Source organism: Qipengyuania sp. JB2-7 (assembly GCF_055693485.1).
Genome location: NZ_CM146335.1, coordinates 686,337 through 711,012 on the forward strand (window position 1 = coordinate 686,337; position 24,676 = coordinate 711,012).

At 55.0% G+C, this 24,676-nt stretch carries 20 protein-coding genes; 15 read left to right on the top strand and 5 right to left on the bottom strand.

The window, feature by feature from the left end:
- The first annotated feature begins 542 nt into the window (after positions 1 to 542).
- The 8 genes from ACZ1GM_RS03365 to ACZ1GM_RS03400 all read left to right on the top strand — a co-directional run bounded on the left by ACZ1GM_RS03365 (position 543) and on the right by ACZ1GM_RS03400 (position 10,426).
- On the top strand, positions 543 to 1,778 hold the full coding sequence (locus tag ACZ1GM_RS03365; protein WP_472677754.1) for a TolC family protein: 1,236 nt from the start codon (positions 543 to 545) through the stop codon (positions 1,776 to 1,778).
- Positions 1,775 to 3,268, top strand: coding sequence for an efflux RND transporter periplasmic adaptor subunit (locus tag ACZ1GM_RS03370; protein ID WP_472677755.1), 1,494 nt, complete (start codon positions 1,775 to 1,777; stop codon positions 3,266 to 3,268). The genes ACZ1GM_RS03365 and ACZ1GM_RS03370 overlap by 4 nt, the downstream gene beginning before the upstream one ends.
- On the top strand, positions 3,265 to 6,429 hold the full coding sequence (locus ACZ1GM_RS03375; protein ID WP_472677756.1) for an efflux RND transporter permease subunit: 3,165 nt from the start codon (positions 3,265 to 3,267) through the stop codon (positions 6,427 to 6,429). Before ACZ1GM_RS03370 ends, ACZ1GM_RS03375 begins: the two co-directional genes overlap by 4 nt.
- The gene (locus ACZ1GM_RS03380) at positions 6,411 to 6,788 is read left to right on the top strand and encodes a copper-binding protein (protein WP_472677757.1); all 378 of its coding nucleotides are present in this window, start codon (positions 6,411 to 6,413) and stop codon (positions 6,786 to 6,788) included. Before ACZ1GM_RS03375 ends, ACZ1GM_RS03380 begins: the two co-directional genes overlap by 19 nt.
- 997 nt (positions 6,789 to 7,785) lie before the next feature.
- Positions 7,786 to 8,580 (top strand): hypothetical protein, encoded by a 795-nt coding sequence (locus ACZ1GM_RS03385; protein ID WP_472677758.1) that lies wholly within the window; start codon positions 7,786 to 7,788, stop codon positions 8,578 to 8,580.
- A gap of 77 nt (positions 8,581 to 8,657) precedes the next feature.
- Positions 8,658 to 9,395, top strand: a complete 738-nt coding sequence (locus ACZ1GM_RS03390) for a ParB/Srx family N-terminal domain-containing protein (protein WP_472677759.1) — start codon at positions 8,658 to 8,660, stop codon at positions 9,393 to 9,395.
- Complete coding sequence (locus ACZ1GM_RS03395) at positions 9,334 to 9,978, top strand: DNA-methyltransferase (protein ID WP_472677760.1); 645 nt, start codon at positions 9,334 to 9,336, stop codon at positions 9,976 to 9,978. The genes ACZ1GM_RS03390 and ACZ1GM_RS03395 overlap by 62 nt, the downstream gene beginning before the upstream one ends.
- Complete coding sequence (locus ACZ1GM_RS03400; RefSeq protein WP_472677761.1) at positions 9,962 to 10,426, top strand: DUF5681 domain-containing protein; 465 nt, start codon at positions 9,962 to 9,964, stop codon at positions 10,424 to 10,426. Before ACZ1GM_RS03395 ends, ACZ1GM_RS03400 begins: the two co-directional genes overlap by 17 nt.
- A gap of 1 nt (position 10,427) precedes the next feature.
- Here ACZ1GM_RS03400 and ACZ1GM_RS03405 read toward each other — a convergent pair whose 3' ends face one another.
- Positions 10,428 to 10,919, bottom strand: a complete 492-nt coding sequence (locus ACZ1GM_RS03405; protein ID WP_472677762.1) for a hypothetical protein — start codon at positions 10,917 to 10,919, stop codon at positions 10,428 to 10,430.
- A 491-nt stretch (positions 10,920 to 11,410) separates the two neighbouring features.
- On the opposite strand from ACZ1GM_RS03405, the gene ACZ1GM_RS03410 reads away from it, so the two are divergent.
- The 4 genes from ACZ1GM_RS03410 (at position 11,411) to ACZ1GM_RS03425 (ending at position 17,166) form a co-directional block, all read left to right on the top strand.
- Positions 11,411 to 11,608, top strand: a complete 198-nt coding sequence (locus ACZ1GM_RS03410) for a helix-turn-helix domain-containing protein (RefSeq protein WP_472677763.1) — start codon at positions 11,411 to 11,413, stop codon at positions 11,606 to 11,608.
- A gap of 944 nt (positions 11,609 to 12,552) precedes the next feature.
- Complete coding sequence (locus ACZ1GM_RS03415; protein WP_472677764.1) at positions 12,553 to 14,193, top strand: hypothetical protein; 1,641 nt, start codon at positions 12,553 to 12,555, stop codon at positions 14,191 to 14,193.
- An 8-nt stretch (positions 14,194 to 14,201) separates the two neighbouring features.
- Positions 14,202 to 16,850, top strand: a complete 2,649-nt coding sequence (locus ACZ1GM_RS03420; protein WP_472677765.1) for an RHS repeat-associated core domain-containing protein — start codon at positions 14,202 to 14,204, stop codon at positions 16,848 to 16,850.
- Positions 16,843 to 17,166: a hypothetical protein gene (locus ACZ1GM_RS03425; RefSeq protein WP_472677766.1), complete on the top strand. Its 324-nt coding sequence runs from the start codon at positions 16,843 to 16,845 to the stop codon at positions 17,164 to 17,166. The genes ACZ1GM_RS03420 and ACZ1GM_RS03425 overlap by 8 nt, the downstream gene beginning before the upstream one ends.
- 543 nt (positions 17,167 to 17,709) lie before the next feature.
- Here the strand turns inward: ACZ1GM_RS03425 and ACZ1GM_RS03430 are convergent.
- The 3 genes from ACZ1GM_RS03430 to ACZ1GM_RS03440 form a co-directional block, all read right to left on the bottom strand.
- A protein-coding gene (locus ACZ1GM_RS03430; protein WP_472676197.1) for an IS3 family transposase occupies positions 17,710 to 19,061 on the bottom strand; the annotation gives its coding sequence in 2 pieces (ribosomal slippage) (positions 17,710 to 18,725 and positions 18,725 to 19,061; 1,353 coding nt in all).
- A gap of 53 nt (positions 19,062 to 19,114) precedes the next feature.
- Entirely contained in the window at positions 19,115 to 19,327 is a 213-nt protein-coding gene (locus ACZ1GM_RS03435; RefSeq protein WP_472677767.1) for a hypothetical protein, read from the bottom strand.
- A gap of 211 nt (positions 19,328 to 19,538) precedes the next feature.
- Positions 19,539 to 19,895 carry a hypothetical protein gene (locus ACZ1GM_RS03440; protein ID WP_472677768.1) on the bottom strand — a complete coding sequence of 119 codons (357 nt, stop codon included), beginning with the start codon at positions 19,893 to 19,895 and terminating at the stop codon, positions 19,539 to 19,541.
- A 773-nt stretch (positions 19,896 to 20,668) separates the two neighbouring features.
- Between ACZ1GM_RS03440 and ACZ1GM_RS03445 the strand changes: the two genes are divergently transcribed.
- Positions 20,669 to 22,019, top strand: a protein-coding gene (locus tag ACZ1GM_RS03445) for an IS3 family transposase (RefSeq protein WP_472676197.1) whose coding sequence is annotated in 2 segments (ribosomal slippage) — positions 20,669 to 21,006 and positions 21,005 to 22,019 — 1,353 coding nt in all. Because the reading frame shifts where the segments join, the coding sequence is not laid out codon by codon here.
- Between the two features lie 112 nt (positions 22,020 to 22,131).
- Here ACZ1GM_RS03445 and ACZ1GM_RS03450 read toward each other — a convergent pair.
- The gene (locus ACZ1GM_RS03450) at positions 22,132 to 22,326 is read right to left on the bottom strand and encodes a hypothetical protein (protein ID WP_472677769.1); all 195 of its coding nucleotides are present in this window, start codon (positions 22,324 to 22,326) and stop codon (positions 22,132 to 22,134) included.
- 100 nt (positions 22,327 to 22,426) lie between these two features.
- Between ACZ1GM_RS03450 and ACZ1GM_RS03455 the strand changes: the two genes are divergently transcribed.
- Positions 22,427 to 22,879 (top strand): DUF2924 domain-containing protein, encoded by a 453-nt coding sequence (locus ACZ1GM_RS03455; RefSeq protein ID WP_472677770.1) that lies wholly within the window; start codon positions 22,427 to 22,429, stop codon positions 22,877 to 22,879.
- Positions 22,872 to 24,539, top strand: a complete 1,668-nt coding sequence (locus tag ACZ1GM_RS03460) for a recombinase family protein (protein ID WP_472677771.1) — start codon at positions 22,872 to 22,874, stop codon at positions 24,537 to 24,539. Before ACZ1GM_RS03455 ends, ACZ1GM_RS03460 begins: the two co-directional genes overlap by 8 nt.
- The last annotated feature ends 137 nt before the right edge of the window (positions 24,540 to 24,676 follow it).

Consider the following 24,676-nt stretch of genomic DNA (forward strand, 5'->3'; position numbering starts at 1 on the left):
CAGGCTTCGAAGCCTTTGCTATTGTTCACTTGTCGAACCCGCTCGCAGTCTCTAGATTTCGTAAAATGATGGTTCTGCGAGCCCTTACGATGATTTTTCTTTGCGCGGGCCTGATCTTTCAAGGATCGGCGGCAGCATCGGCGATGCCTCAGACAGAGCCGATGCTGGCTTCTGATTGCGCCAAGATGATGCACCACTCGGAAGAGAGTGAGACGGGTCACCACCACGACGATGATTCTGAATCCCCCTGTCAGGAGATGTCGTTCGATTGCTTGCTGGCAATGAACGCCGTGTCCCCCGTTTGGGTGGGAAGCGATTCGCGTTCGCATATTGTTAAGGCGTTTTCCGACAGCCCTGTGTATTTGTCGAACATTACCTCACCTCTGTTTAGTCGCGCTTCTGCGCCCGATTACCCCCTCCACGAACCTGACTTGATTGCATAACCTGGAGGCGAATTGCGCCTTCTGAATGCGTGGTCTTGACGCTGCAATGCACCGCCATTGCCGCCGGACCTCGGCACGCAAATCAAGTGAGATTTTTCCATGAAACGGTCCATAGGCGGTATCCTTGCCGCCGCCCTGATGCCGGCGCAGGTCGTGCTCGCGCAGCCGGTTGGCTATGAAGAAGCTTTGCGGGCAGCGCGCGAAGATCAGCCGCTGCTCCAGGCGGCGCAATTGCGTATCGACGGCACGCGAGATGCCTCGCAAGCCGCAGATGAGTTGCCCGATCCTATCTTGCGTGGCGGGATTGCAAACCTGCCAATCACCGGGCCTGTGGCGTTCGAGTTTGATCGCCAGCTTCCAACGCAGATTGCTGTTGGCATTGAGCAACCAATCCCGAACCTTGCACGGCGCAGAGCCCGTAGAGGCGTAGCGGGCGCAGATCTAGCCGTCGCTCAAATGCGGCTTGGAGTTGCGCAGCAGCGGATCGACATCGCCACATCAACCGCCTGGATCGACTTGTACTATGCCGAGGAGAAGCTCGCCTTCGCCCATACGGCGCTGAGCGATCTGCGCAGGCTTCAGCCGGTGGCAAACAGCGCTGTCGCGTCGGGTGCCGCCCGTCCGGTCGAAAGCCTAGCCATTCGCCGCGAGCTCCTTGTGATTGAAGATGCAATCACGAGAATTGAAGCCGAAAGAGATACCGCGCGCGCCATGCTCTCGAGCTACATTCACACAGACGACCCTACTATCGCGGGTAATGCGCCAGCGGCCGATGTCGACAGCGGCAGCCTCGAACAAGCTCTGAACCTTAACCCCGTCATCCGTCTTGCCGATGCTGCCACCGGACGCGCAGAAGCGAACGCCGACCTCGCGCGCGCCGACTTGCGCCCCGACTTCGGAGTGAGCGTAAACTATGGCCGACGCGACCCTGCCTTCGGAGACGCATTCTCTGTCATGGGATCGGTTACCCTGCCCATCTTCACCGATCGACGTCAAAAGCCGCGCATTCGTGCCGCCGAGGCAGAAGCTGCTGCGGCGCAGGCAGAGCGCGATGATCGTTTGCGGGCGCTTCGTATGCAATTCGAATCCGATCTCGCCTCATGGCGCAGTGCCAAGCGCCAATGGGAACGCGCCCACGATGAATTGCTGCCGCTGGCCCGCCAAAGGGTTGAGCTGGAGACGGCGAGCTTTGCTGCCGGAAACGCAGACCTGATCGATGTGATTGCAGCAAAGGCGGATTTGGCCTTGCTCGATCTTGAAATCTTTGAACGCGAAGCTGCGACCGTGGAATGGGCCGAGATGCTTCGCTTGACCTACGGGGAGCAGCAGCCATGAGCAATACAGTCGACAGCTCGCGCCCTTCAAAGCGAACCTATGCAATCATGGCAGCCGTCGCGCTTGTCAGCCTCGGCGCGGGATATGCGCTCTCGCTTATAGGCGGTGAGAGCGAGGGTGGGATGTCGGGCTCCGCCGAGACGGAGTGCGAAGAGGTGCTTTACTGGTACGATCCGATGGTTCCCGGACAGCGCTTTGACGAGCCTGGCAAGTCGCCCTTCATGGACATGATGCTGGTTCCCAAGTGCGCGGGAGAAGCTGCGGAAGCGGGCGTCCGGATTGATCCGGGCCTGGTCCAGAATTTCGGCATTCGCACGGCAGCGGCGGAGTTCGGAGTTCTCGAGCCGGAAATCACCGTGACAGGCGTCCTGGCCTACAACAGCCGAGATGTTGCCATCGTCCAGCCAAGAGCGGGCGGATATGTCCAACGCACCTATGGCCTAGCACAGGACGATGTCGTGGGTCGCGGCACTCCGATAGTCGACATTCTCGTCCCTGACTGGGGCGGTGCGCAGCGTGAGTACATTGCCGTGCTCGATACCGGCGATCAGGCACTTGCAGATGCGATGCGGCAGCGCATGCGCCTGCTCGGCATGACCGACGCAATGATCGCGTCGGTTGAACGCACACGCAGAGCGCAAAACACGATCACTGTCACGGCTCCGGTGGGCGGTGCCGTAACAATGCTCGGTGTGCGGCCAGGCATGACGGTGATGGAAGGTCAGACACTGGCCGAGATTACAGGCTTCTCGCCGATATGGCTGGAAGCCTCAGTGCCCGAGGCACAGGCCGCAAATGTACGGCAGGGTCAAACTGTCAGCGCCACTCTGGCAGCGTTTCCCGATGAACGACTTGGAGGACGTATCACGGCCATTTTGCCCAACGCCGATACTGCAAGCCGGACGATCACCGTCCGGGCTGAGCTGCCGAACCCACGCGGCAGGTTGAAGCCAGGGATGTTTGCGCAGGTGTCGCTTTCACCCGACACACGGCGAGCCTTGCTGGTACCGTCGGAGGCGGTCATTCGAACCGACCGCCGCAATCTTGTGATGCTCAAGCAGGATGAAGGCGCCTTTCTTCCAGCCGAGGTCGAAATCGGGCGCGAGGCGAATGGCAGGACCGAGGTCCTGGCAGGCCTTGCCGAAGGCGAAGAGGTCGTCACCTCCGGGCAGTTCCTGATCGATTCCGAAGCGAGTTTGGCCGGGATCGATGTCAGATCGATCGACGGAAGCATGAATATGGCATCCGACGGCCCCGCAAAGATGAAAACCTACACTGCCACGGGAAGCATAACGAAGATTGCCGGAGCTTCGATCACTCTCAATCACGCGCCGGTTCCCGCCCTCGAATGGCCGAGCATGGTGATGCCCTTTGACCTGGCCGACGCCTCTTTGGTCAAGGGTCTCGAACCGGGGGACGATGTCGAGTTCACGTTCTCGCAGCACGACACCGGTCCGCGCATCGAGTCCATTCGGAAGGTCGAACGATGATTGCGCGGATTATTGACGCGTCGATCGCCAATCGGTTTTTCATCGTTCTGGCGGCCGTCGCGGTCACGCTCGCCGGCTTCTGGGCGGTGCGCGCAACGCCGGTCGATGCGATCCCCGATCTGTCTGATGTGCAAGTCGTGGTGCGGTCTAATTATCCGGGCCAAGCTCCGCGCATCGTTGAGGATCAGGTCACATACCCGCTCGCAACCACGATGCTTTCGGTGCCGGGCGCGGAAACAGTGCGCGGGTATTCGATGTTCGGCGACAGCTTCGTCTATGTGATCTTCGAGGATGGGACGGACCTCTACTGGGCGCGTTCGCGCGTGCTCGAATATCTCAACCAGGTGCAAAACGAATTGCCCGAAGGTGTGACCAGCTCGCTCGGGCCGGACGCGACGGGCGTGGGCTGGATTTACGAATATGCGTTGGTTGACCGAACTGGGAACAGCGACCTTGCTGGGCTCAGAAGCCTTCAGGACTGGTTCCTGCGCTATGAGCTTCAGACCATTCCGGGCATCGCAGAGGTCGCCAGCGTGGGCGGCATGGTCAAGCAGTACCAGGTCGTGCTGGAACCCTACCGGATGGCTTCGCTTGGCGTCACTTACAGCGATGTCGTGCGCGCCATACAAGCTTCCAATCAGGAGGCTGGCGGATCGGTGGTTGAAATGGGTGAGGCCGAGTTTATGGTCCGCGCATCAGGCTATCTCACGTCTCTCGACGACTTCCGGCAGATCCCACTCAAATCAGTCGGGAACGGTATACCGGTTACTCTATCCGATATCGCCACGATCCAGCTTGGCCCCGAAATGCGGCGAGGGATCGCCGAACTCAATGGCGAAGGCGAAGTCGCAGGCGGTATTGTTGTGCTCAGACAGGGCGAAGATGCGCGGGCAACCATCGCGGCTGTCGAAGAGAAGCTCGACGTGCTCCAAGCCAGTCTTCCTGAAGGGGTCGAGATTGTCACGACCTATGATCGTTCGAAGCTGATCGACGCCTCGATCGAAAACCTGACCGGAAAACTTATTGCCGAATTCATCATCGTTGCGATCGTATGCGCGCTGTTCTTGTGGCATGTGCGATCAGCACTGGTGGCTATCGTCACGCTTCCATTGGGGGTGCTGGCGGCCTTTATCGTGATGCGTTTCCAAGGGGTCGATGCGAACATCATGTCCCTGGGCGGCATCGCCATCGCAATCGGCGCGATGGTCGACGCTGCCATCGTCATGATCGAGAACGCGCACAAACACATCGAGCATTGGGAAGAGGACCATCCCGACGAGCAGATGTCCAACGATGAGCGCTGGAAGCTGATTGCGGAAGCATCGAAAGAGGTGGGGCCAGCGCTGTTTTTCAGCCTCCTGATCATAACCCTATCGTTCCTGCCGGTGTTTACTCTGCAGGCGCAGGAAGGCCGCCTGTTTTCGCCGCTGGCCTTCACAAAGACCTATGCCATGGCGGCGGCCGCCATTCTGTCGGTGACGCTGGTTCCCGTTCTGATGGGGTGGCTGATCCGCGGGAAGATACCCAAGGAGGACACCAACGTCCTCAACCGCTTGCTGACCAACGCCTACCGGCCGGGCCTTGATTGGGTAATGCGCCGACCGAAAACCACTTTGGTTGTGGCCGGACTGGTATTCCTTACAGCGCTGGTCCCATTCACCCGCCTTGGAGGAGAATTTCTTCCCCCGCTCGACGAAGGCGATCTCCTCTACATGCCGAGCGCTCTGCCTGGCCTGTCTCCTGGTGAAGCATCCGCATTGCTTCAGCGGACGGACCGACTGATCAAATCTGTCCCCGAAGTCGATACCGTGTTCGGGAAAGCGGGGCGGGCCGATACAGCGACCGACCCTGCGCCGCTCACGATGTTCGAAACAACGATCCGCTTCAAACCGCGCGAAGACTGGCGGCCGGGAATGACGCCAGAGAAGCTCGTCGAAGAGCTTGATCGTGCAGTGCAGGTGCCGGGGCTGGCCAATGTCTGGGTGCCACCGGTCCGCAACCGCATCGACATGCTTGCGACCGGTATCAAGAGCCCGATCGGCGTGAAAGTATCTGGCGAGGACCTTGCCGAGATCGAGCGCGTGGCGTTGCAGGTCGAGAATGTTGCCAAGCAGGTTCCCGGAGTCAGTTCCGCTTTGGCAGAGCGTCTGTCGGGAGGCCGCTATGTCGACGTGGACATCGACCGGGTCGCTGCGGCGCGCTTTGGTCTGAACATTGCCGATGTTCAACAGATCGTGTCAGGCGCAATCGGCGGCGCAAATATCGGCAGAACGGTCGAAGGACTGGCGCGATATCCCATCAATGTCCGCTATCCGCGGGAGATCCGCGACAGTCTCGGAGAACTGCGCGCGCTGCCTGTGCTAACTCCCTCTGGCCAGCAAATTACGCTCGGCACCGTAGCGCAGGTGAGCGTCAGCGATGGCCCCCCAATGCTTAAGAATGAACAAGGCCGTCTCATCAGCGTGGTCTATGTCGACACGCGTGGACGCGATCTTACTTCGGTCGTAAGCGATCTTCAGGCGGCGGTGTCAGAGGGCGTCGATCTGCCCGCCGGTGTGAGCATCTCTTACGCGGGCCAGTTTGAATATCTTACCCGCGCCAACGAGCGGTTGCGGGTCGTCATTCCCGCAACGCTCGGCATCATCTTCATCCTGCTCTATCTGATCTTCCGCCGGTTCGACGAAGCGCTTCTGGTTATGGGCACGCTGCCCTTTGCCCTGACCGGCGGCTTCTGGCTGCTCTATCTGATGGGCTACAACCAGTCTGTTGCGACATCGGTGGGTTTCATTGCCCTTGCCGGGGTATCGGCGGAGTTCGGCGTCATCATGCTGATCTATCTCAAGTCTGCACTAGCCCGGCGCAGCGGTGCCCTCGATGCGGACGGCGTGGGCGAAGCCATCAGGGAGGGCGCTCTTTTGCGCGTGCGTCCCAAGGCAATGACCGTGGCCGTCATTCTTGCCGGTCTCTTCCCGATCCTCATTGGAACCGGCGCAGGATCAGAGGTCATGAGCCGCATCGCCGCACCGATGGTGGGCGGCATGATCACCGCGCCGCTGCTTTCCATGTTCGTTATCCCCGCCGCATATCTCTTGATGCGGCGCCCCAGGCCCGAGCGGCCAACACAATCCGAAGGAGAAGAAGAATGCGTACCTCAAACCTAGTTATGTTGCTGGCCGCGCCCTTGGCCCTCGCTGCTTGCGACAGCGGGCAAGAGATGGAGACCATGGACGAAATGGGCGCGGACGAGATGTCGATGGAAGGACATGATATGTCAGCGATGAATGAGAGCGAGGGTACAAAAACCGCCAGTGCCATCGGCACCGTAACCGCCATTGATCCCGAGGCAGACACTCTCACTGTCGATCACGAGCCCGTTGCAGAGCTTGGCTGGCCTCAGATGGTGATGGCTTTCGATGCCAGCGAAGACGTGCGCGGCGATGTGGCTGTGGGTGATGCAATCGAGTTTACAGTCGAGGCAACCGAAGACGGCAACACGATTACCGCGCTGACCAAGCAATAGAACTGAAAAGCCCTCTGCGCGAGGAAACCGTAACCCTTGGCCGAAAAATGACCGGCTCGGCCAAGGGGCTTACTTCAAAACTCGCGCGCGATCGTATGAGTGAAATATTTCAGGCAAGCTCCGTTACCGGCTGTCAGAGTGACGCTTTGGTAGAGACTTAAGTCAGAGCCCTCTCGGCGGTCGGCGCCCCTCAGCTGGAGCGGTATGCGGGCTCTTCCGCGGGCCTTTCGGTCTATGCACGCAAATTTGGATATTTGTTTCAGGGGCTTAGTTGGCTGATGTGAGTCCTCTTCTGGCACCATTTGTTCTTCTCCCGTTCTCCCAAATAATCTATAAAAACCGCAGAAATCCAAAGGATCCCGCCTTGGGTTCGTCTCGGAGTGGTCGCCCAATCTCGGCCATTCCAGACGTGAAGCGACAGAATTGCTGTGATTTATGACCAAACGTCGCTAGCGATTCCGGCGAACTTAATGTCAGCGTTGAGGCGGACGCTTCTGGCTGAATTAGGATTTATGACGATACCTTGCGAGGTGGCCGTTCACATTATGCATGCCATTTGGGGCAGCAGATCGATATTTCTTGCGCGCCGAAATGCGTTCGGCTTCGCGTACTCGGTATCGTCCATTGGGACCAGTTTCATGTGATCCGCTTCAATGCCAAAAATGCCGGCGAGTTCTCCATCTCAGATGGCGAAGATTTTGCGAATTCCATCGCGGCTGAAACAACCAGGAGGGTATCATTGTTCACTTATGTTAGTTTGGGCGCGAATTGCTAGGTCAGCGCGTCTCCACCATCCCATCTACGAATTTCCACCAGCGCAAAGCCCCGGAATTGCGGGCACAATTTCCGCCTCTGCGGAAGAGACACCAGAAACCGACGTTCGATGGAAATGGATGGTGAATGGCGCAGTCCATCTCTAACGGGTCTCCGCGCCAAATTTCCCATGTTTATGGGAAAGTAGTGGGAATATCCCGCGTAAAGAGCCATTTTGGCACGTATGCCAGACGAAGAAACGCCAAATTCTGCCGATGAGCGTCCTGATTTCCCATATCATGCAATTTGGGCAGGATATGGGAATGCAGAAGTCACCCTTAGGGAAATCAAAGAACAGCAAGAACTTTATCAGTCGCTTGAGAACTGGGCAGCAGGAGACATGCCTGATTTACCAAGTGTAGATATCAAGAGAGTGGAGGAGCTCGTTCTTGTTCATGGGATTGAGGATAGTGCAGCTTACGACTTTTGGCTCATCTGCTCGTTCTACCAACGACGTCAAAAACTTGAGTTACTCGGGTTCGATCCTGGGCGATCTCAAAAGCTGCTAGTGCGAAGTGCTCACACTGCTAATACATTGCTACAAAGTATTGGTAAGCTGTCGCCGCTGCTACTTGCTGCCCTGCACTATAAGCGGGCTGGCGTTGCAGGTGTGTCCAAACACGAAGGCCTGCCTCTCCATCGATTGCAAGAAGAGTTGAACGATTTCACGCTTGTCGCAATTGATGCCGCTCGGGAACTCGGGCGCCCTGAGGGCAGGCCTACCAGCCACCATCGCGATAGTATGCTCCGCTTGTTCATTGAGCTTCTCGAGGAGCATGGGCTCGACGAGCTTACGATCTCCAGCGGCACAAAAGACAATCCGCTGCCGCATCTGAAAGGCCGTGCAGGGCGATGCCTTTTTGATCTCGTGATGCTGGTCGAGCCTAACTGGAATGAAGCGTGGCTTGCTCCAAAGGTGAAAACTGTGCGGACAAAACTGCGCAGAGCAACATCAAGGTCAAAAACTCAGCGATCCTAGGGTCGTATTTTAGCTCTTTCTCGGCTTGGATTTGTGTTTCAAATGGTTCTCCACTTTGACCCTAGTGGAGATGCACGTTGAAAGCCGACTTATCGAAAGCAGCCAGGCTGAGCGTTGAATATCGCTCGGTTGGTAGCCTAACCCCGTACTCGGGGAATGCGCGCAAGCATCCCAAAAGCCAGATCCGCAAGATTGCGCAAAGCCTCAAAAAGTTTGGTTGGACGAACCCGATCCTTATCGATGTAGACGGGGTGGTGCTATGCGGCCATGGCCGTCTGGAAGCTGCTGAACTCCTCGATCAGAAGACTGTGCCGGCCATTCCGCTCGGCCAACTGAGCGAAGCAGATCGCAAGGCTTACATCATTGCTGATAATCGCATCGCTGAAGAGGCAGAATGGTCGAAATCCACTCTGCGCAACGAACTCAGCGGGCTTGCTGAGTTAGGTTATGATTTAGAACTCACCGGGTTCGATACGCTTGAAATAGATACGGTTCTCTCGATCGGAGACGACCCGATCGAAGAGGATCAAGTTGAGCTTCCAGACGAAGGAGCACTGCCGATTTCGCGACTAGGCGATCTTTGGGAGATTGGAGCTCATCGACTTCTTGTGGGAGATGCTCGCGATAAGGAAGCCTATGAGACATTGCTTCAAGGTGTGAAGGCTGAGCTCGTTATCACCGATCCTCCCTACGGCTGCGTAATCGCGAACAATGTATCTGGCGGCGGCACGAGTGAAGCATGGCAACTTTGTTATGGGCGCGGGCGAAACCGACCTCACCGAGTTTGCAAGCTCACTACTCCATCCGGCTTTTGAGCGGATCTCCGAAAATGCCAAAGAAGGCGCCATAGCCTTCGTCTTTATCGATTGGCGCGGTGCACCCTATTTATATGACGCAGCGAAGGGGGTGTTTCACGAAGCGAAGAACCTGATCGTTTGGGCCAAGACCAATGGCGGCCAAGGCGCATTCTATCGTTCGGCTCACGAATTGATCTACGCATTCAAAGTAAAGCCCGGAAAGCACATCAACAATTTTGGGCTCGGCGGACGATACCGTACCAATGTGTGGAGCTACCCGGGAGCCAATACATTCCGGGCGGGACGAATGAGTGACCTCGCCGACCATCCAACCGTCAAACCTAAGGCAATGATTGTTGATGCGATCCTTGATTGCTCGAAACACGGGGGCATTGTGCTTGACCCGTTTCTCGGTTCGGGAACAACGCTTGCGGCCTGCGAAGAAACTGGCCGTGTTGGCCGCGCGATGGAGTTGGATCCCAAATATGCCGATGTAGCCTTGCGCCGTTTGGCGAAAGCCACTGATGAAGTACCGCGGCTTGATGGCCGATCATTCGAGGAAATAGCCGAGCAGCGGAGCCATCATGGAGAGGCCACATGACCGATTCAAAGAAAAACCTGCAAAGTCATACAAGGCAGGAAATGTCGACGAGGATGGGGGGTACAAGGTTGGCAAGGGCCTGCCGCCCGAACATGGGAAGTTCCGCAAAGGTGACGGACGAAGAAGGGGGCGCCGCGCTAAAGGAACCCAGAACCTCGCCACAGACTTTGAGAAGGAACGCAACAACTATGTCTCGATCAAGGTAGACGGCAAAGCCCGTCGGGTCACAAAGCAACAAGCGGTCATTATGCGGCTATTTGACAAGGCGAGTAGAGGGGAAAACCAAGCCATACGCTCGGTCATGGAGTATGCTGAAAAGTTCAAACCATCTATCGCCGAAGAATCAGAGTTTGATCTTTCAGCTTTGAGCTATGATGAGCTGGGTCTGCTGGAGCAACTGTTAGAGAAGGCTGAGGTGGTTGATCAGAACATCAAAGAACAAAATTGAGTTAAAGCTGGTCAACTAACCGGTCTTGCGTTGCTTTAATCGTCTCTGAAGTCTGCAAAGCCTTCGCTTCGAAATCGCGGCGTGTCATATATTGGAGGGCGATGTCCATTCGTTTGTTTCCTGTGCCGGAGCATTCCGCGACCCGGTTATCGAAGTTGAGTCTCGCGAGTTCGTAGAGTGATAGCGCAAGCTTGCTGCCAAAACCGGGATGAGGTGGTGGGCGTTCGTTCGAAAAGGCAAATGTAAGCAAGACCACTACTTTATCCGACGCATAGATCTGTGAGATTGTTTGTTTCTCGCCACTTCGCCGCGCATTGAGATTGGCGCGAGAAATATCGCTTTCGCGCATATCCTTTTCGAAGATCACTTGAGGATATTTGACGGCCAGGCCAGATGATAGACGATTGAACACCGAGATAGCATCATTGCTGCATTGATCGCCTGAGGCGAGCCAGACCTGTTTCAATCGCTTCTGCGAGAAGCGGGGCTGCAAGATGAACTCCATTTCGCCTATTTGTATTTTGCCTGACGCGTAGCTGATCCTGATTTGGTCCGGGTTCTCAGCGCTACGCCTCCGGTAGAGCCGGGCTTTCTTTATGCCCGGCATCTCTTGAATGATTGGGAGGGCTTTCTCAGGAGACATCCCGGCTTCAAGTCCCTGCCAGAGTGTGACTGGCTTAGCCTTGGATAAGGCGCCATTTTCGTCATGTGAGGTCTCAGCATTTGCAGATGATGAGACTGGGCTTGTGTCTTGTGCATGTGCGGATGTGACCAAAGCGACGGAGCAAAGGAGAACCGCAGGCGTGGTCCTCCGAGCGCTGCGCTTCTGCGGACGAATTGGTCTTCGAAATGTTTGCATATTTCTCCGTGATGTCGTCGATAAGTGACAAGCACCATGCTCGAACTTCCGAGGAGTTCAAGCAAAATGTGACTGATCGTCTGTAGATTGATCGGCGACAAACAGCGCATCACGGATCGGTGGATGTGCATGATCGCCTTGCTGGGAACTTACGAAGACTGCGCCTGGCCAAGGGTTGGTCTCAGGAAGAGCTCGCTCACGAGGCCAACATCCATCGAACCTACATCAGCGACCTGGAGCGCGCGGCTCGAAATCCATCGATAGAAGTGGTTGAACGCGTGGCCAAAGCGCTCAAAGCAAGAATGGGTGAGCTGCTGGATTAGGGTCTGCTTAGAGGTACGTCATCACTCGATCTGGATGTCCGAAATTGGGATGGAAAGCGGACATTGCTTGTGAGGTGGAGTGAACCATTGCCTTAGGTCGCAGACGGGCACTGGTTCTGCGTGGCGGTTAATCGAAACGCGCAATTATGCAAATGCTGTGCTTGTTTGGCTGTGAGGCTATCCCGATTGTGTACCGGCTGACAGTATTGGCGGGCACAGGGCGCGGAAAGATCGTCACCCTATAAATCCATGTACTGCATGCCTTACTGTCTTTGGGCCTACCCAATGAGATGGACATCCAATCAGTCAATAGTGATTCGGCTGAGATGACAGCAGTTTGGGTGCCTTGTCGGTCGCAGGTCATTGATGTCATCGAACTGTCGTGAAGAATTTATGCACAGTGTGCAGAGTTAGGCTACCCTCGGTGAAGCAATGAGAGTTGTCGCAAACGTACAGTAAATGCGCACGGTTCGCTTTTACTGCACACTTGACTTGGCGTTCTGACGTTCGAAAATTATTCGTGAACAATTATATAGGGGGTTTGGGGACTATGATTCGATCATTGCTATTGTCGACAGCGAGTCTGGCGTGCTTAGCGACTACCTCGCATGCAATCGCGCAATCGAGTACGAAAACCTACACTTATGACGCTTTGGGCCGTCTAGTGAAGGCGAAGACTGCCGGTGGTCAGAAAAACAACCATACCCATTCAATTTGCTATGATGCTTCGGGCAACCGCGTTCAATACAAAACAACATCTAATGGAACAGCGGCAAGTTGCGTCGATACTGGCACCAGCACGCCTACCCCATCTCCACCTTCATAAAACCGTCATCCGCCAAGCAATAGGTCGCGGATGGGCGAATTCCGCTCGTTTAAATGAGGTCAGCACACCGATGTGCGCGGCTACCCTCAAATTCTGAATATCATCAAGGGCACTACCATTGAAAACGCTAAAGCATGCTGCCTTGAAAAGCGTCAGTTATTTCAGCGCTGTCGCCGCGATCACAACAGCTTCGATAGCCGGCGCTCAACAAATTGAACCTCTTGATGTCTACCAAGACCCGCATGGCATCGATCTCGTCAGTAACAATGTCGCCACTCCGCAAATGCCCACATTGTCTATTCCGGCAGCGCCGGAATTGGCGTTTCGTGATCTCGCTGACTTCATTCCCATTCTCGAAGTAACCACTGGAGATGTACCTGCAGATGGTTTTGAACCGAATGTTTATACGATCTCGGCGGGCAGGCTTGCTTCCGATGAATTTGCTCAATGCTCCCTTGAGATATGTTATGCCTCCAACGGGACGGGGGGTATGTTGTTCGATGCCGAGGGAGGCGAGAATACACCCAATTCGCCACCTCCTCCAAATTGCTCTGGTGCATCGTGCCCCCCTTCTCCCGAGGGGCCGCTCTACCCAGGCGACGTCATTGGACTAGGGGGAGTTACTTATCGGGCTGGTAGCACTGGTTTGATGATCCGGTTTGATCTCGAAACCGAGCCGGCCGGCGGCACGCTCCCACAACCAATCAAGAAGTTTTTATCACAGGAGATTACTGCGCCCGGTGGTGCTGACATCCAAATCGAGTACGACGCAAAAAGCATTGGAGGTATTTTGCGGCACCGCCCCTCGGTTGCGAAAAGCGCTTCAGGCTATGAGTTGCGCTTTACTTATTGGTCCAACTCGGCAGTGGCCAGCTGGGGGCAATTAAAACGTGCCGAGATAGTTCAAAGTACAAATCCTTCGGTGGTGCTCGCATCGCATGATTACAGTGCCAACACCGTGGTGGACATTGCGGGCCGCGTTTTCAATTGCATCTGTAATCCAGATATTTATCCGACGCGCCCTGAGCATCGTGGGAGCCGCATGAAGCTGCCGACAGAAACCACTGATAACTTTGACACTTTCCGCCAGCAAGGCAGCAACACCCGCACAGTCACCAGCGACGGTGTCACATATACTTACGTCTCAACACCTGACAATTCCTGGTTTCAGCCCCCAGGCTCGCCATGGCCGATTGGCGCGATCCACGACATCACGATCACCGGACCCGATGGGTTTTATCAGTTTGTTGATGTTACCAACATCCAATCGACCACAGGTGAGTATCATCCGCCGCGGCGACGCATTGAGTCGATTACTGATTCGCAAGGCCGCCAAACCACCTATCAATACACAGGGGCGCAAAGGCTCAGCGGAGTTACGTATCCTGAGGGTAACTCTACTTCGGTAAGCTATAACGTCCGTGGGAACATCACCCTAAAGACTGACACGCCAAAACCCGGGTCTGGGCAGTCGCCAATTACCCAGTCCGCCTCCTATCCAAATACTGGCTGTGGAACACTTGGTTTCCTTTGTTATCGACCTACTTGGATAAGGGACGGCAAAGGAAATCAGACCGACTACACCTGGGATCCAGTTCATGGCGGGATGCTTACCCAACTTGACCCAGCCAATGACCAGAACAAACGTCGAAAGGTGAAGCATACTTGGTCGGGAATTGCACCGATTAATGGTGAGACATGCCCCACCTCCATCCAATTGGGCCTTCAGGACCGCCGCGATGTCAATCTCGCCTGCTGAAAGAGGAGGTGTGTGAGACTGACGTAAACGGCAATGAATTAACATGCGGAACTGCCAGCTCTTTCGTACGCAAGTGGACGTATTTTGGCGCTACCAGCCTTCCGCTCAGCGAAACGATCACCGATGGCGCTAACAATACCCCGCTGACCACGACTTACACCTACGACAATGCAGGCCGCATGTTGTCGATGGATGGTCCATTGGCTGGCAGCGATGATGCGACCTACTACAAATATGATGTGATTGGTCGCCGCATCTGGGAAATCGGTGCCAAGGGTCAGGCGGGCTATCGTCAGGCAACCAAAACAACCTATCGCGATGCCGATGATCAGCCAACCAAGGTCGAAATTGGACGGGTCAACGATGCAGCAGGCAATGGCTGGACACGCTTCAGCTACACGTTGCACTATTACGATAACAATCGTCGCAAGACCTTTGATCGAGTGAATGATCATGGGCATACGACCTATGCCGTCACGCAATACAGTCACGATGCCCGAGGACGTTTGGATTGTACCGCCGTGCGTATGCGTCCAGTGGTGAACTCATCGCTACCCTCAAGCGCATGTACACTCGATCCAGGCACACCAGCTGATCAAACGGACCGGATCACCAAAAACATCTACGACACTGAAAGCCGGGTTACCAAGATCCAGCAGGGTGTTGGGACGTCGTTGCAGCGCGACTATGCGACATACACCTATACGACCAATGGTTTGCAGCGTAGCATGACCGATGCGCGGGGTTACAAGGCGCAATGGGTCTATGACGGCTTTGATCGGATGCGCCGCTGGTATTTCCCATCCAAAACAACGCCAGGCATCATCAACACATCGGACTATGAGCAATATAGCCACGACGCCAATGGCAACCGTACCGCGCTGCGCAAGCGCGATGGCAGCACCATCACGTATACGTATGACAACCTCAATCGAGTGACGCGCAAGACTGTGCCTGAGCGTGCCGGGCTTGATCCGCTGCATACACGCGACGTGTTCTACCAATACGACATTCGTGGGCTTCAAACGCGAGCACGGTTTAACTCGCTGTCAGGGCTAGGGCCGGTGTTTTATTACGATCGATATGGCCGGATGACGAGCGTCTATGACACGACCAGTACGCCGCGAAGCCAATGGTACTATTATGACAAAGCGGGCAATCGCACGCGCATCAAGTACCCGGATAACCAGTATTTTGATTATGTCTATCGCGCGGACAATTCGCTCTATGACGTCAAGCTCTCGAGCGGTTCCATATTTGCGCGTTACATCCGCAATGACCGCAATGAGATGACCCGGCTCCAACAGGCGGGATACCAAGACTTCACCTATGATCCCATTGGCAGGCTCTCTCAGCTAAAGCTCGACATGAGCGGCACTTGGCGCGATGTGACATGGGATTTTACTCGCAACCCGGCTTCGCAGATCGCTAGTGAGAGCCAGACCAATGATGCATATACCTGGGCAGGCCCCACCGGCACGACCACGAATTACACGACGAATGGTCTTAACCAGTATACCGGCGCTGGCGGCAACAACTTCACTTATGATGCCAATGGCAACCTAACATCCGATGGAACCAACACATACCTTTATGACCTTGAGAACCGCTTGGTCCGGGTTATCGGCAGTGGTTACACAACACATCTCTACTACGACCCGTTGGGCCGCCTTTATCGGAAAACCTCCAACAAACCCGGTACTACGAATACCGACTTCGTTTATGATGGGGACGCCCTGATAGCAGAATACAATACGTCAGGTACGATGTTGCGTCGCTATGTGCATGGGCCAAACCCTGGTGCAGATGATCCGATCGCTTGGTTTGAGGGCTCTGCAGTCGACCAAGCCAGTTCTCGGTTCCCCAAGGTTGACGCGCGCGGTTCAGTCGTCGGATGGGCCAATTGGTGGAGCAACTCGCTCGGGGTAAACACCTATGATCCCTATGGCGTGCCCGCCGCGACCAATACCGGGCGGTTTCAGTATACCGGGCAGGCATGGCTGCCAGAGATCGGCCTTTATTACTACAAGGCCCGCATCTACTCACCCACCCTCGGCAGGTTCCTCCAAACCGATCCCATCGGCTACGAAGACAACGTTAACCTCTATGCATACGTCGCAAACGATCCGATTAACTCGGTGGACCCGACTGGAAAGGAGGGGTGCCATCTCAATGGTTGTTCGCGGGACCTAATTGGCACTGGAAAACAAATCGGGCCAGATAATCCCCAATCTAGCGCTATAGATAGTGCTATTGGTGCTGCCATTGAGGCATTTGGAGAATTCCTTGTTGGGGATGCAATCAACGCGGTCGAAAATCCAAGTATAGAAAATGCGGTCGTCGGTGTCGCATTGACGGCTTGCAAGCCTTGCAAGGGCGTTAGCAAGTTAACGAAACATACCGACAACCGGCATATCAACAGAAAGAAGTTTCCTGGGAAAAGTAAGTTTAAGAAACCCAATCAAGTAGACAAGCTTCGAGAACGAACAGAGAAAAATCCTGATCGGGTGCAGAAGCAACCTGGGGGAAGAACACGCCTTGAAAAGGATTTCAAACGTGACATAGGCACAAACGGGGAGCGAACAAATGTTTCTGTGCGGGATAGTAAGGGCAAAAACATCACGCAGTTCCCCACAAAGAAATTAGAGGATGAATAGGAAAGTGAATGATGGTCAAATTTTCGAGATACTGAAGCCACACAATGACAGAAAATTTTATTGCCAAATTGGAAAGATTGAGAAGCGGTGTGGTGAAGACATCGTCCATATCGCTGTCTTAGATTCCGAGTTTGACGAAGTTATATCGCATGCACCGTTTTCAGAGGCCGGCTTTAGAATTCAAGTTAGTGGGCCGATAGACGATAGAGTCGTTTCAGCAGATTTCCAAGCCGGATACGAAGTATGGAAAGAGCACTTTGAAGAAGGCGAAGCCGGAGTTTTTTCTGGCCCAATTTTTGAGGTTCTGATCATTTGATTGGCCTTGTCAGGCTAAAGTGGCAATCCAAGCGCACCCCCTCTATCGGCGAGTCATGAGCCGTAAGTCGAGTGCCAATCTAGGTAGCCCATTCAAACGCTTCAACTCGTCGCCCGAGTTCATTCGTCTTGTTGTGGTAATGCAAGCTCGGCTTTTCGCGAGAGTGGGTTAACGTCCGCATCTGGGTCGGAAGCTGACTAGCCGCTGTTGGGTGACTGAGCCGCCGAATCCGCCAGTCAGCTCATGGCTGGAGCACTGGGATTGAATGAAGGCTGCTCTTGGGGGTGGGAGCGGACATTCACGCTACGGCTTACAACCACTCTATTGAGTTCTCTCTTGTCGCCTTCGCGCGCTCAACAAACGTTCGGTAATTCTCTGTTCAGTGATATAGAAATGCATGGCGATCACTCTTTCGTTCCGTGTGTGGAAAACGACATGAACACCGGGATGAGGTTGGGACAGCGGATGTGTCCGTCGTCATGACATTTGGCACAGACTGAGAGTTGATCGTTTGGAGGACTGGCCTCGTCTGTTGGTTTCAGTTTAGGCGGCTAGCTTGCGGTGAAGCAAGCGGCGATGTTTTAGCGTCTTTTGTTTGATCCTTTCTCTTCGCTTGATGATGGCTGCGGCTCTACCGAAGTAGACGTCGGCAGGTGTGACGTTGTCGAGGCTCTCGTGATAGCGCTGATGGTTGTAATGCTCGACGAACGCTTTGATTTGGTTTTCTAGATCGCCTGGCAGGAAGTAGTTCTCCAGCAGAACACGGTTCTTGAGCGTCTGATGCCAGCGCTCGATCTTGCCTTGGGTCTGCGGATGGAAGGGCGCGCTTCGCACGTGATCCATCTTCTTGGCGCTGATGTAATCAGCCAGCTCTCCAGCGATGTAACAGGGACCGTTGTCCGATAGCAGGCGCGGCTTATGCAGCACATTGGCATGGCTACAGTCTGAAGCAGTAAGAGCCATATCGAGGGTCTCAGTGACGTCTTCGGCTCGCATGGTGGTGCACAGCTTCCAGCTGATGATGTAGCGCGAGTAATCATCGAGCACGGTGGAGAGGTACATCCAGCCCCACCCGATGATCTTGAAGTAGGTGAAGTCCGTCTGCCACATCTCGTTCGGTCGCATGGTTTGCGTGTGGAACTGGTCTGCCGCCTTGATCACCGTGTAAGCAGGACTGGTGATCAGATCATGAGCCCTCAGAAGTCGGTAAACGGTCGCTTCAGAGACGAAGTAGCGCTTCTCATCAGTGAAGCGCACCGCAAGTTCACGCGGACTGAGCTCGCTATGCTCCAGCGCCATATCAACGATCTGGTCCTGCACTTCGGGCGCAATGCGGTTCCATACCCTGCTTGGCGTTGAGGGACGATCCTTGAGCGCCTCAGGCCCGCCTTCTAGGTAGCGGTCATACCAGCGGTAGAAGGTCCGCCGCGCCACGCCGAGCTGATCCAGCGTGCGCTTGGCAGGCAGATGTGACTGCTCGACCAGCTTGATGATCTCCAGCTTCTCAGATGCAGGGTATCTCATGCGTCGTCTCCCCCAAGCCCGGTCATGCTTTTTTTGAGCAACCGGTTCTCCAGGGTCAGATCAGCAACACACTCCTTCAGATCACGCGCCTCATTACGCAGATCCTTCACCTCATCCGTGGTCGCAGCACGGGCTGTATCGCCAGCAAGACGGCGTTTACCCGCTTCCATGAATTCCTTCGACCAGGTGTAATACAGGCTTTGCGCGATCCCTTCACGGCGGCACAGCTCAGCAATGCTATCATCGCCGCGCAGACCTTCCAATACGATCCTGATCTTGTCTTCGGCTGAGAAGTGCCGCCGCGTCCGACGGCGGATGTCCTTCACAACCTGCTCCGCAGGTTGCTTCGACTTCGACTTTTTGGTTCTCATCTTCGTTCCTTCGTCACTACGACGAGAACCAAAACTCTCCTAAACTTCAACCGCTAATCTGTGCCATAGGTGCTGACGGGGAACAGATAGGCCTCTCCCAGAAAGGTTTTGGCGAGTGCAGAGCCCTCGCTAGCAAACTCGTGCAATTGGTCGAGAATCTTTGACTGGTCTTCCTTTGCGTAGGCTAACGCTTCCTGAAGCTCCTTCGCAAACTTCTCATTTTTCCATTCCCGCGCCAAATTCTCACCAATCTTATTGTTTGCCAAGAGTATGCTCCATCGAAGGGGGTGATAGCCTGTCGGCAAAGCCCACTCATAGATGATCACTCGGATGACAATAGATACGAAAAGACGATTTAGAGTGGTTGGCTGAAATTTGGGGTTCGCAAAAAACACATCTACTCAATCTGCTGCAAGAAACAACCTATCCCAAGGCAGTCCAGATATGACTCAGAACATGCACCCAATGGCGTGGCAGTCATCCAGTGTCAGAATCATTTACATCACTCAGAAAACGCTTAGCGAGTGTTTTTATTCGTGACCACTCACTAGAATATTTGGGCGAACCGAAGCGCCAGAATTCACTCTGCTTAGGTGTCGAATGATCCTCAAAAATTGAGTTTATTTCTAATATGGACTTGGCACCGATTTCGGATAGCTCACCAACCTCGAGTAAATTAGTTAGGTCCAAGGCGGCTAAAGCGATGTCCAAGTCTTCGGCCAGATCTTCCTTGTGATCCACAGTTAGATCGCCGCTATTGAGAAAATTCTCAATCTCTTCTTCTTCAGATGCAAGTACTAAGGCAATCTCTCGCAACCGCTCGATCTTTCTCATGAGAAGTCTATCTCCTAGTATATCATTGCCCCACCACTCTTATGTTACCATGGCCTGAGTTTACCACCCAATAGCCGTTATCTCCGAATTCTTTGTGGTGCCTAGCGGTCGGATTGTACCGTATGTTGACGCCGGTCGGTTGCCCTCTTGGGTTTAACTTCTCAAATTTGAGTCCAGCACCCTTATTTGTACCGCGACTAAGCGTGGTGCGCCTCCAACCTTCGGGATTGGTGATACGATTAAAAACTCCCGGCCCTTCGCCTGTCAACATTTTTGGGTTACCAAGTACATTCTCAAGTGACTGAGCCTGCTCCGAAGGACTTAAAGTGGGTGCTGGCGCAGAAGCTGGTTCTGACCAGACGGCAGCAACTACGGCACCTCCAAGTCTAGAGGCTAGCCGTAGTGCCCCCTCTAAAAACCTTTTCCCAAGGGATTCTTCGTCAAGGGGCGGACCGCCATTGTGTCCAACGCCAGGGGTGCCTGACCTTCCACCATCCGGCGTTGTGTTCGCAGAATTTACGCCTCTTTGTTTCTTCAGAATTTCCTGACCGCCAGTTCCTCCTAGTACACCATCTGAGCTTCTGCCGCTGCAGCTGCTGCAGATATACATCCCAGTCGGATCGGTGTTGTTGATAGGATCATTGCCAACATATGCATAGAGGTTGACCTGGTCCTCGTAACCTACAGGTGTTCCCCGTCAGCACCTATGGCACAGATTAGCGGTTGAAGTTTAGGAGAGTTTTGGTTCTCGTCGTAGTGACGAAGGAACGAAGATGAGAACCAAAAAGTCGAAGTCGAAGCAACCTGCGGAGCAGGTTGTGAAGGACATCCGCCGTCGGACGCGGCGGCACTTCTCAGCCGAAGACAAGATCAGGATCGTATTGGAAGGTCTGCGCGGCGATGATAGCATTGCTGAGCTGTGCCGCCGTGAAGGGATCGCGCAAAGCCTGTATTACACCTGGTCGAAGGAATTCATGGAAGCGGGTAAACGCCGTCTTGCTGGCGATACAGCCCGTGCTGCGACCACGGATGAGGTGAAGGATCTGCGTAATGAGGCGCGTGATCTGAAGGAGTGTGTTGCTGATCTGACCCTGGAGAACCGGTTGCTCAAAAAAGCATGACCGGGCTTGGGGGAGACGACGCATGAGATACCCTGCATCTGAGAAGCTGGAGATCATCAAGCTGGTCGAGCAGTCACATCTGCCTGCCAAGCGCACGCTGGATCAGCTCGGCGTGGCGCGGCGGACCTTCTACCGCTGGTATGACCGCTACCTAGAAGGCGGGCCTGAGGCGCTCAAGGATCGTCCCTCAACGCCAAGCAGGGTATGGAACCGCATTGCGCCCGAAGTGCAGGACCAGATCGTTGATATGGCGCTGGAGCATAGCGAGCTCAGTCCGCGTGAACTTGCGGTGCGCTTCACTGATGAGAAGCGCTACTTCGTCTCTGAAGCGACCGTTTACCGACTTCTGAGGGCTCATGATCTGATCACCAGTCCTGCTTACACGGTGATCAAGGCGGCAGACCAGTTCCACACGCAAACCATGCGACCGAACGAGATGTGGCAGACGGACTTCACCTACTTCAAGATCATCGGGTGGGGCTGGATGTACCTCTCCACCGTGCTCGATGATTACTCGCGCTACATCATCAGCTGGAAGCTGTGCACCACCATGCGAGCCGAAGACGTCACTGAGACCCTCGATATGGCTCTTACTGCTTCAGACTGTAGCCATGCCAATGTGCTGCATAAGCCGCGCCTGCTATCGGACAACGGTCCCTGTTACATCGCTGGAGAGCTGGCTGATTACATCAGCGCCAAGAAGATGGATCACGTGCGAAGCGCGCCCTTCCATCCGCAGACCCAAGGCAAGATCGAGCGCTGGCATCAGACGCTCAAGAACCGTGTTCTGCTGGAGAACTACTTCCTGCCAGGCGATCTAGAAAACCAAATCAAAGCGTTCGTCGAGCATTACAACCATCAGCGCTATCACGAGAGCCTCGACAACGTCACACCTGCCGACGTCTACTTCGGTAGAGCCGCAGCCATCATCAAGCGAAGAGAAAGGATCAAACAAAAGACGCTAAAACATCGCCGCTTGCTTCACCGCAAGCTAGCCGCCTAAACTGAAACCAACAGACGAGGCCAGTCCTCCAAACGATCAACTCTCAGTCTGTGCCAAATGTCATGACGACGGACACTTGGGTGATTCTGTCTTGGATTGGGGCGCATTGCAGTCATTCTGCGATGGATTGAGCAGCAGCAACTAGCTTTGCGATCTTCGTCGAGGCGTGAGCCAGCTCATCGATAGCGGTGTTCTGTTCGCCTTGGGATTGAGCTCTCAGCGTCAACGCCAGCGCGCTGTGATCTTCCATCAGCATGCCAATTTTGGTGCAGAGCAGGTTGATGAGTTCACGGTCTATGTCGTCCATGACCACCGCAATGCTCGAACGTCGCCGCAAGTCCACTGGAAAGAACGCAAGCTGCCAGAAAGCACTCGACTAGTGCCCGAGTTCGAGCATCCATGCAGTCATGGATATCGAAGAGAGGATCGCCGCCACCGAGGAAATGACACCATCGGAACTACGAGCTGCTTGGCGCAACACATATGGGATCCCTGCACCTCCTGCTTTAGGCCTTGCTCTAATGAGAAGAGCCCTAGCGGCTCGCTTACAGGAACCCGAGGCCGGCAAACTCACAAAGGTTGAGCTTCGGCAGCTTGGTGCACGCGGTCGCAAAGATGAACGCCGCAAAGAAGGCCGAGTATCAACTGAGGCCAAGCCCGGCACGTGGCTATCACGAACCTGGCATGGAGAGGTTCATGAGGTTGTCGTGCTGGAAAGTGGATGCGAGTATCGCGGACAGATGTTCGGCTCCCTGAGCGCGGTCGCTTCTCATATCACTGGAGCAAAATGGTCAGGCCCGCGCTTCTTTGGACTAAACAGTCCGCGCCTCGGCGAACTGAAGGTGGCAGCCAATGGCTAGAGCAGAGAAGAAGCTTCGCTGCGCGATCTACACGCGCAAGTCGACCGATGAGGGCCTGGATAAGGACTTCAACAGTCTCGATGCGCAGCGCGAGGCATGCGCGGCATATATCCTTAGCCAGCAGCATGAGGGCTGGTCGCTGCTGCCCGAACTCTACGATGATGGTGGTCACTCTGGCGGCACGCTCGAACGGCCAGCGCTGCAACAGCTTCTAGACGATGTTCGATCGGGCAAGATCGACGTGGTCGTCGTCTACAAGATTGACCGGCTCACTCGCAGCCTCGCTGACTTCGCCAAAATCGTAGACGTTCTAGATGAGGCAGAGGCATCCTTCGTGAGCGTGACGCAGGCGTTCTCGACCACCAGTTCGATGGGACGGCTGACGCTCAATGTGCTGTTGTCATTCGCGCAATTTGAACGTGAGGTCGGAGCCGAACGGATCCGAGACAAGATCGCCGCATCAAAAGCCAAGGGCATGTGGATGGGGGGCAGTGTTCCGCTCGGTTACAGGGCTGTAGATCGAAAGCTCGTCGTCATCCCGAGGGAAGCTGAGACAGTCCGAGAGATCATGTGCCGCTATCTCGAGGCAGAATCAATCAGAACACTCGTTGGCGACCTGAGACGCGATGGCATTGTTAGCAAGCGGTATGTCTCCAAAAGAGGCAACGCGAAGGGTGGCAATCCGTTCAAGCGAGGGTCGCTGACCTGGCTACTTTCCAATCCACTCTACGTCGGCAAGGTACGGCACAAGGACAAAACCTTTCCCGGCCTCCACGACGCTATCGTCGACAAAGAGACGTTCGATGCGGTCCAAGAGAAGCTAAAGGCGCGCTCCTCATCTGGATCGACCGCGGGTCCTAAACGACGCTTGGCATTGCTGGCAGGAATGATCCGCGATCACCGTGGGCGGCCCATGTCTCCCACCCACACGCAAAACCATGGCCGGCGTTACACATACTATGCCTCAAACATGAATGGCGATGCTGGAGCACCCGCACTTCGTCTTCCTGCAAGCGAGATCGAACAGGCCGTCCGTCGTGCTGTCGCGAAATGGTTAAGGACTGATGCCAATATACAAAAGTTGGTCGCGTCACGGACCGCTGATGAGAAGAGGGCCGTCTTTGGCAAAGCCGAGCAGTTGGCCAATGATATCGAACAACTTCCGGTCAGCGCGGCAAGCCTCACGCTCTCACGGATTGGGCTACACGTTTCGGTAAGCGACCAGTTTGTCTTGGGAAGCTTTGATCCTACCGCCGCGTTGGGTGCGACCACCAACGAGGATGCCGAACAAGTTGAAGCAAGTTTCCAAATCGCTCTCGATCGACAGAGCTATGGTCACGAGCCGCGGCTCCGCCTGCAGCCATCCGAGCCTGATCTAGCGGTGAAGGACGACAGGCTCGTTGAACTGCTTGGCCGCGCGTTTGCGGCAAGGGAGGAGCTGCTCCAAATGGATGAGGAGGCCGCTCAGTCTACCAAGACCACTAGACTTCGCCATCTCCAGCGGCTTGCCAAGCTTAGCTATCTCGATCCTGCGATCATCCGATGCATTCTGAGGGGCAGTCAGCCCAAGGGCCTGAGTGCTCGTAACCTCTGGCGGATGGGAGACTTACCAATCCGCTTTGCCGATCAGCGCGACGCGCTCTGCTTCCCAACCTCCTGAAATCCAAGCAGTAGGTCACTAAATCGACCGCGGAGAACTTCGCGCATTTCAAGCGAGAATTGGTAGGTCATTGCGTCTCTGTTATCGGCAACGCGAACTCTAACGGGTGCAAAGCCCCGGAATTGCGGGCACAATTT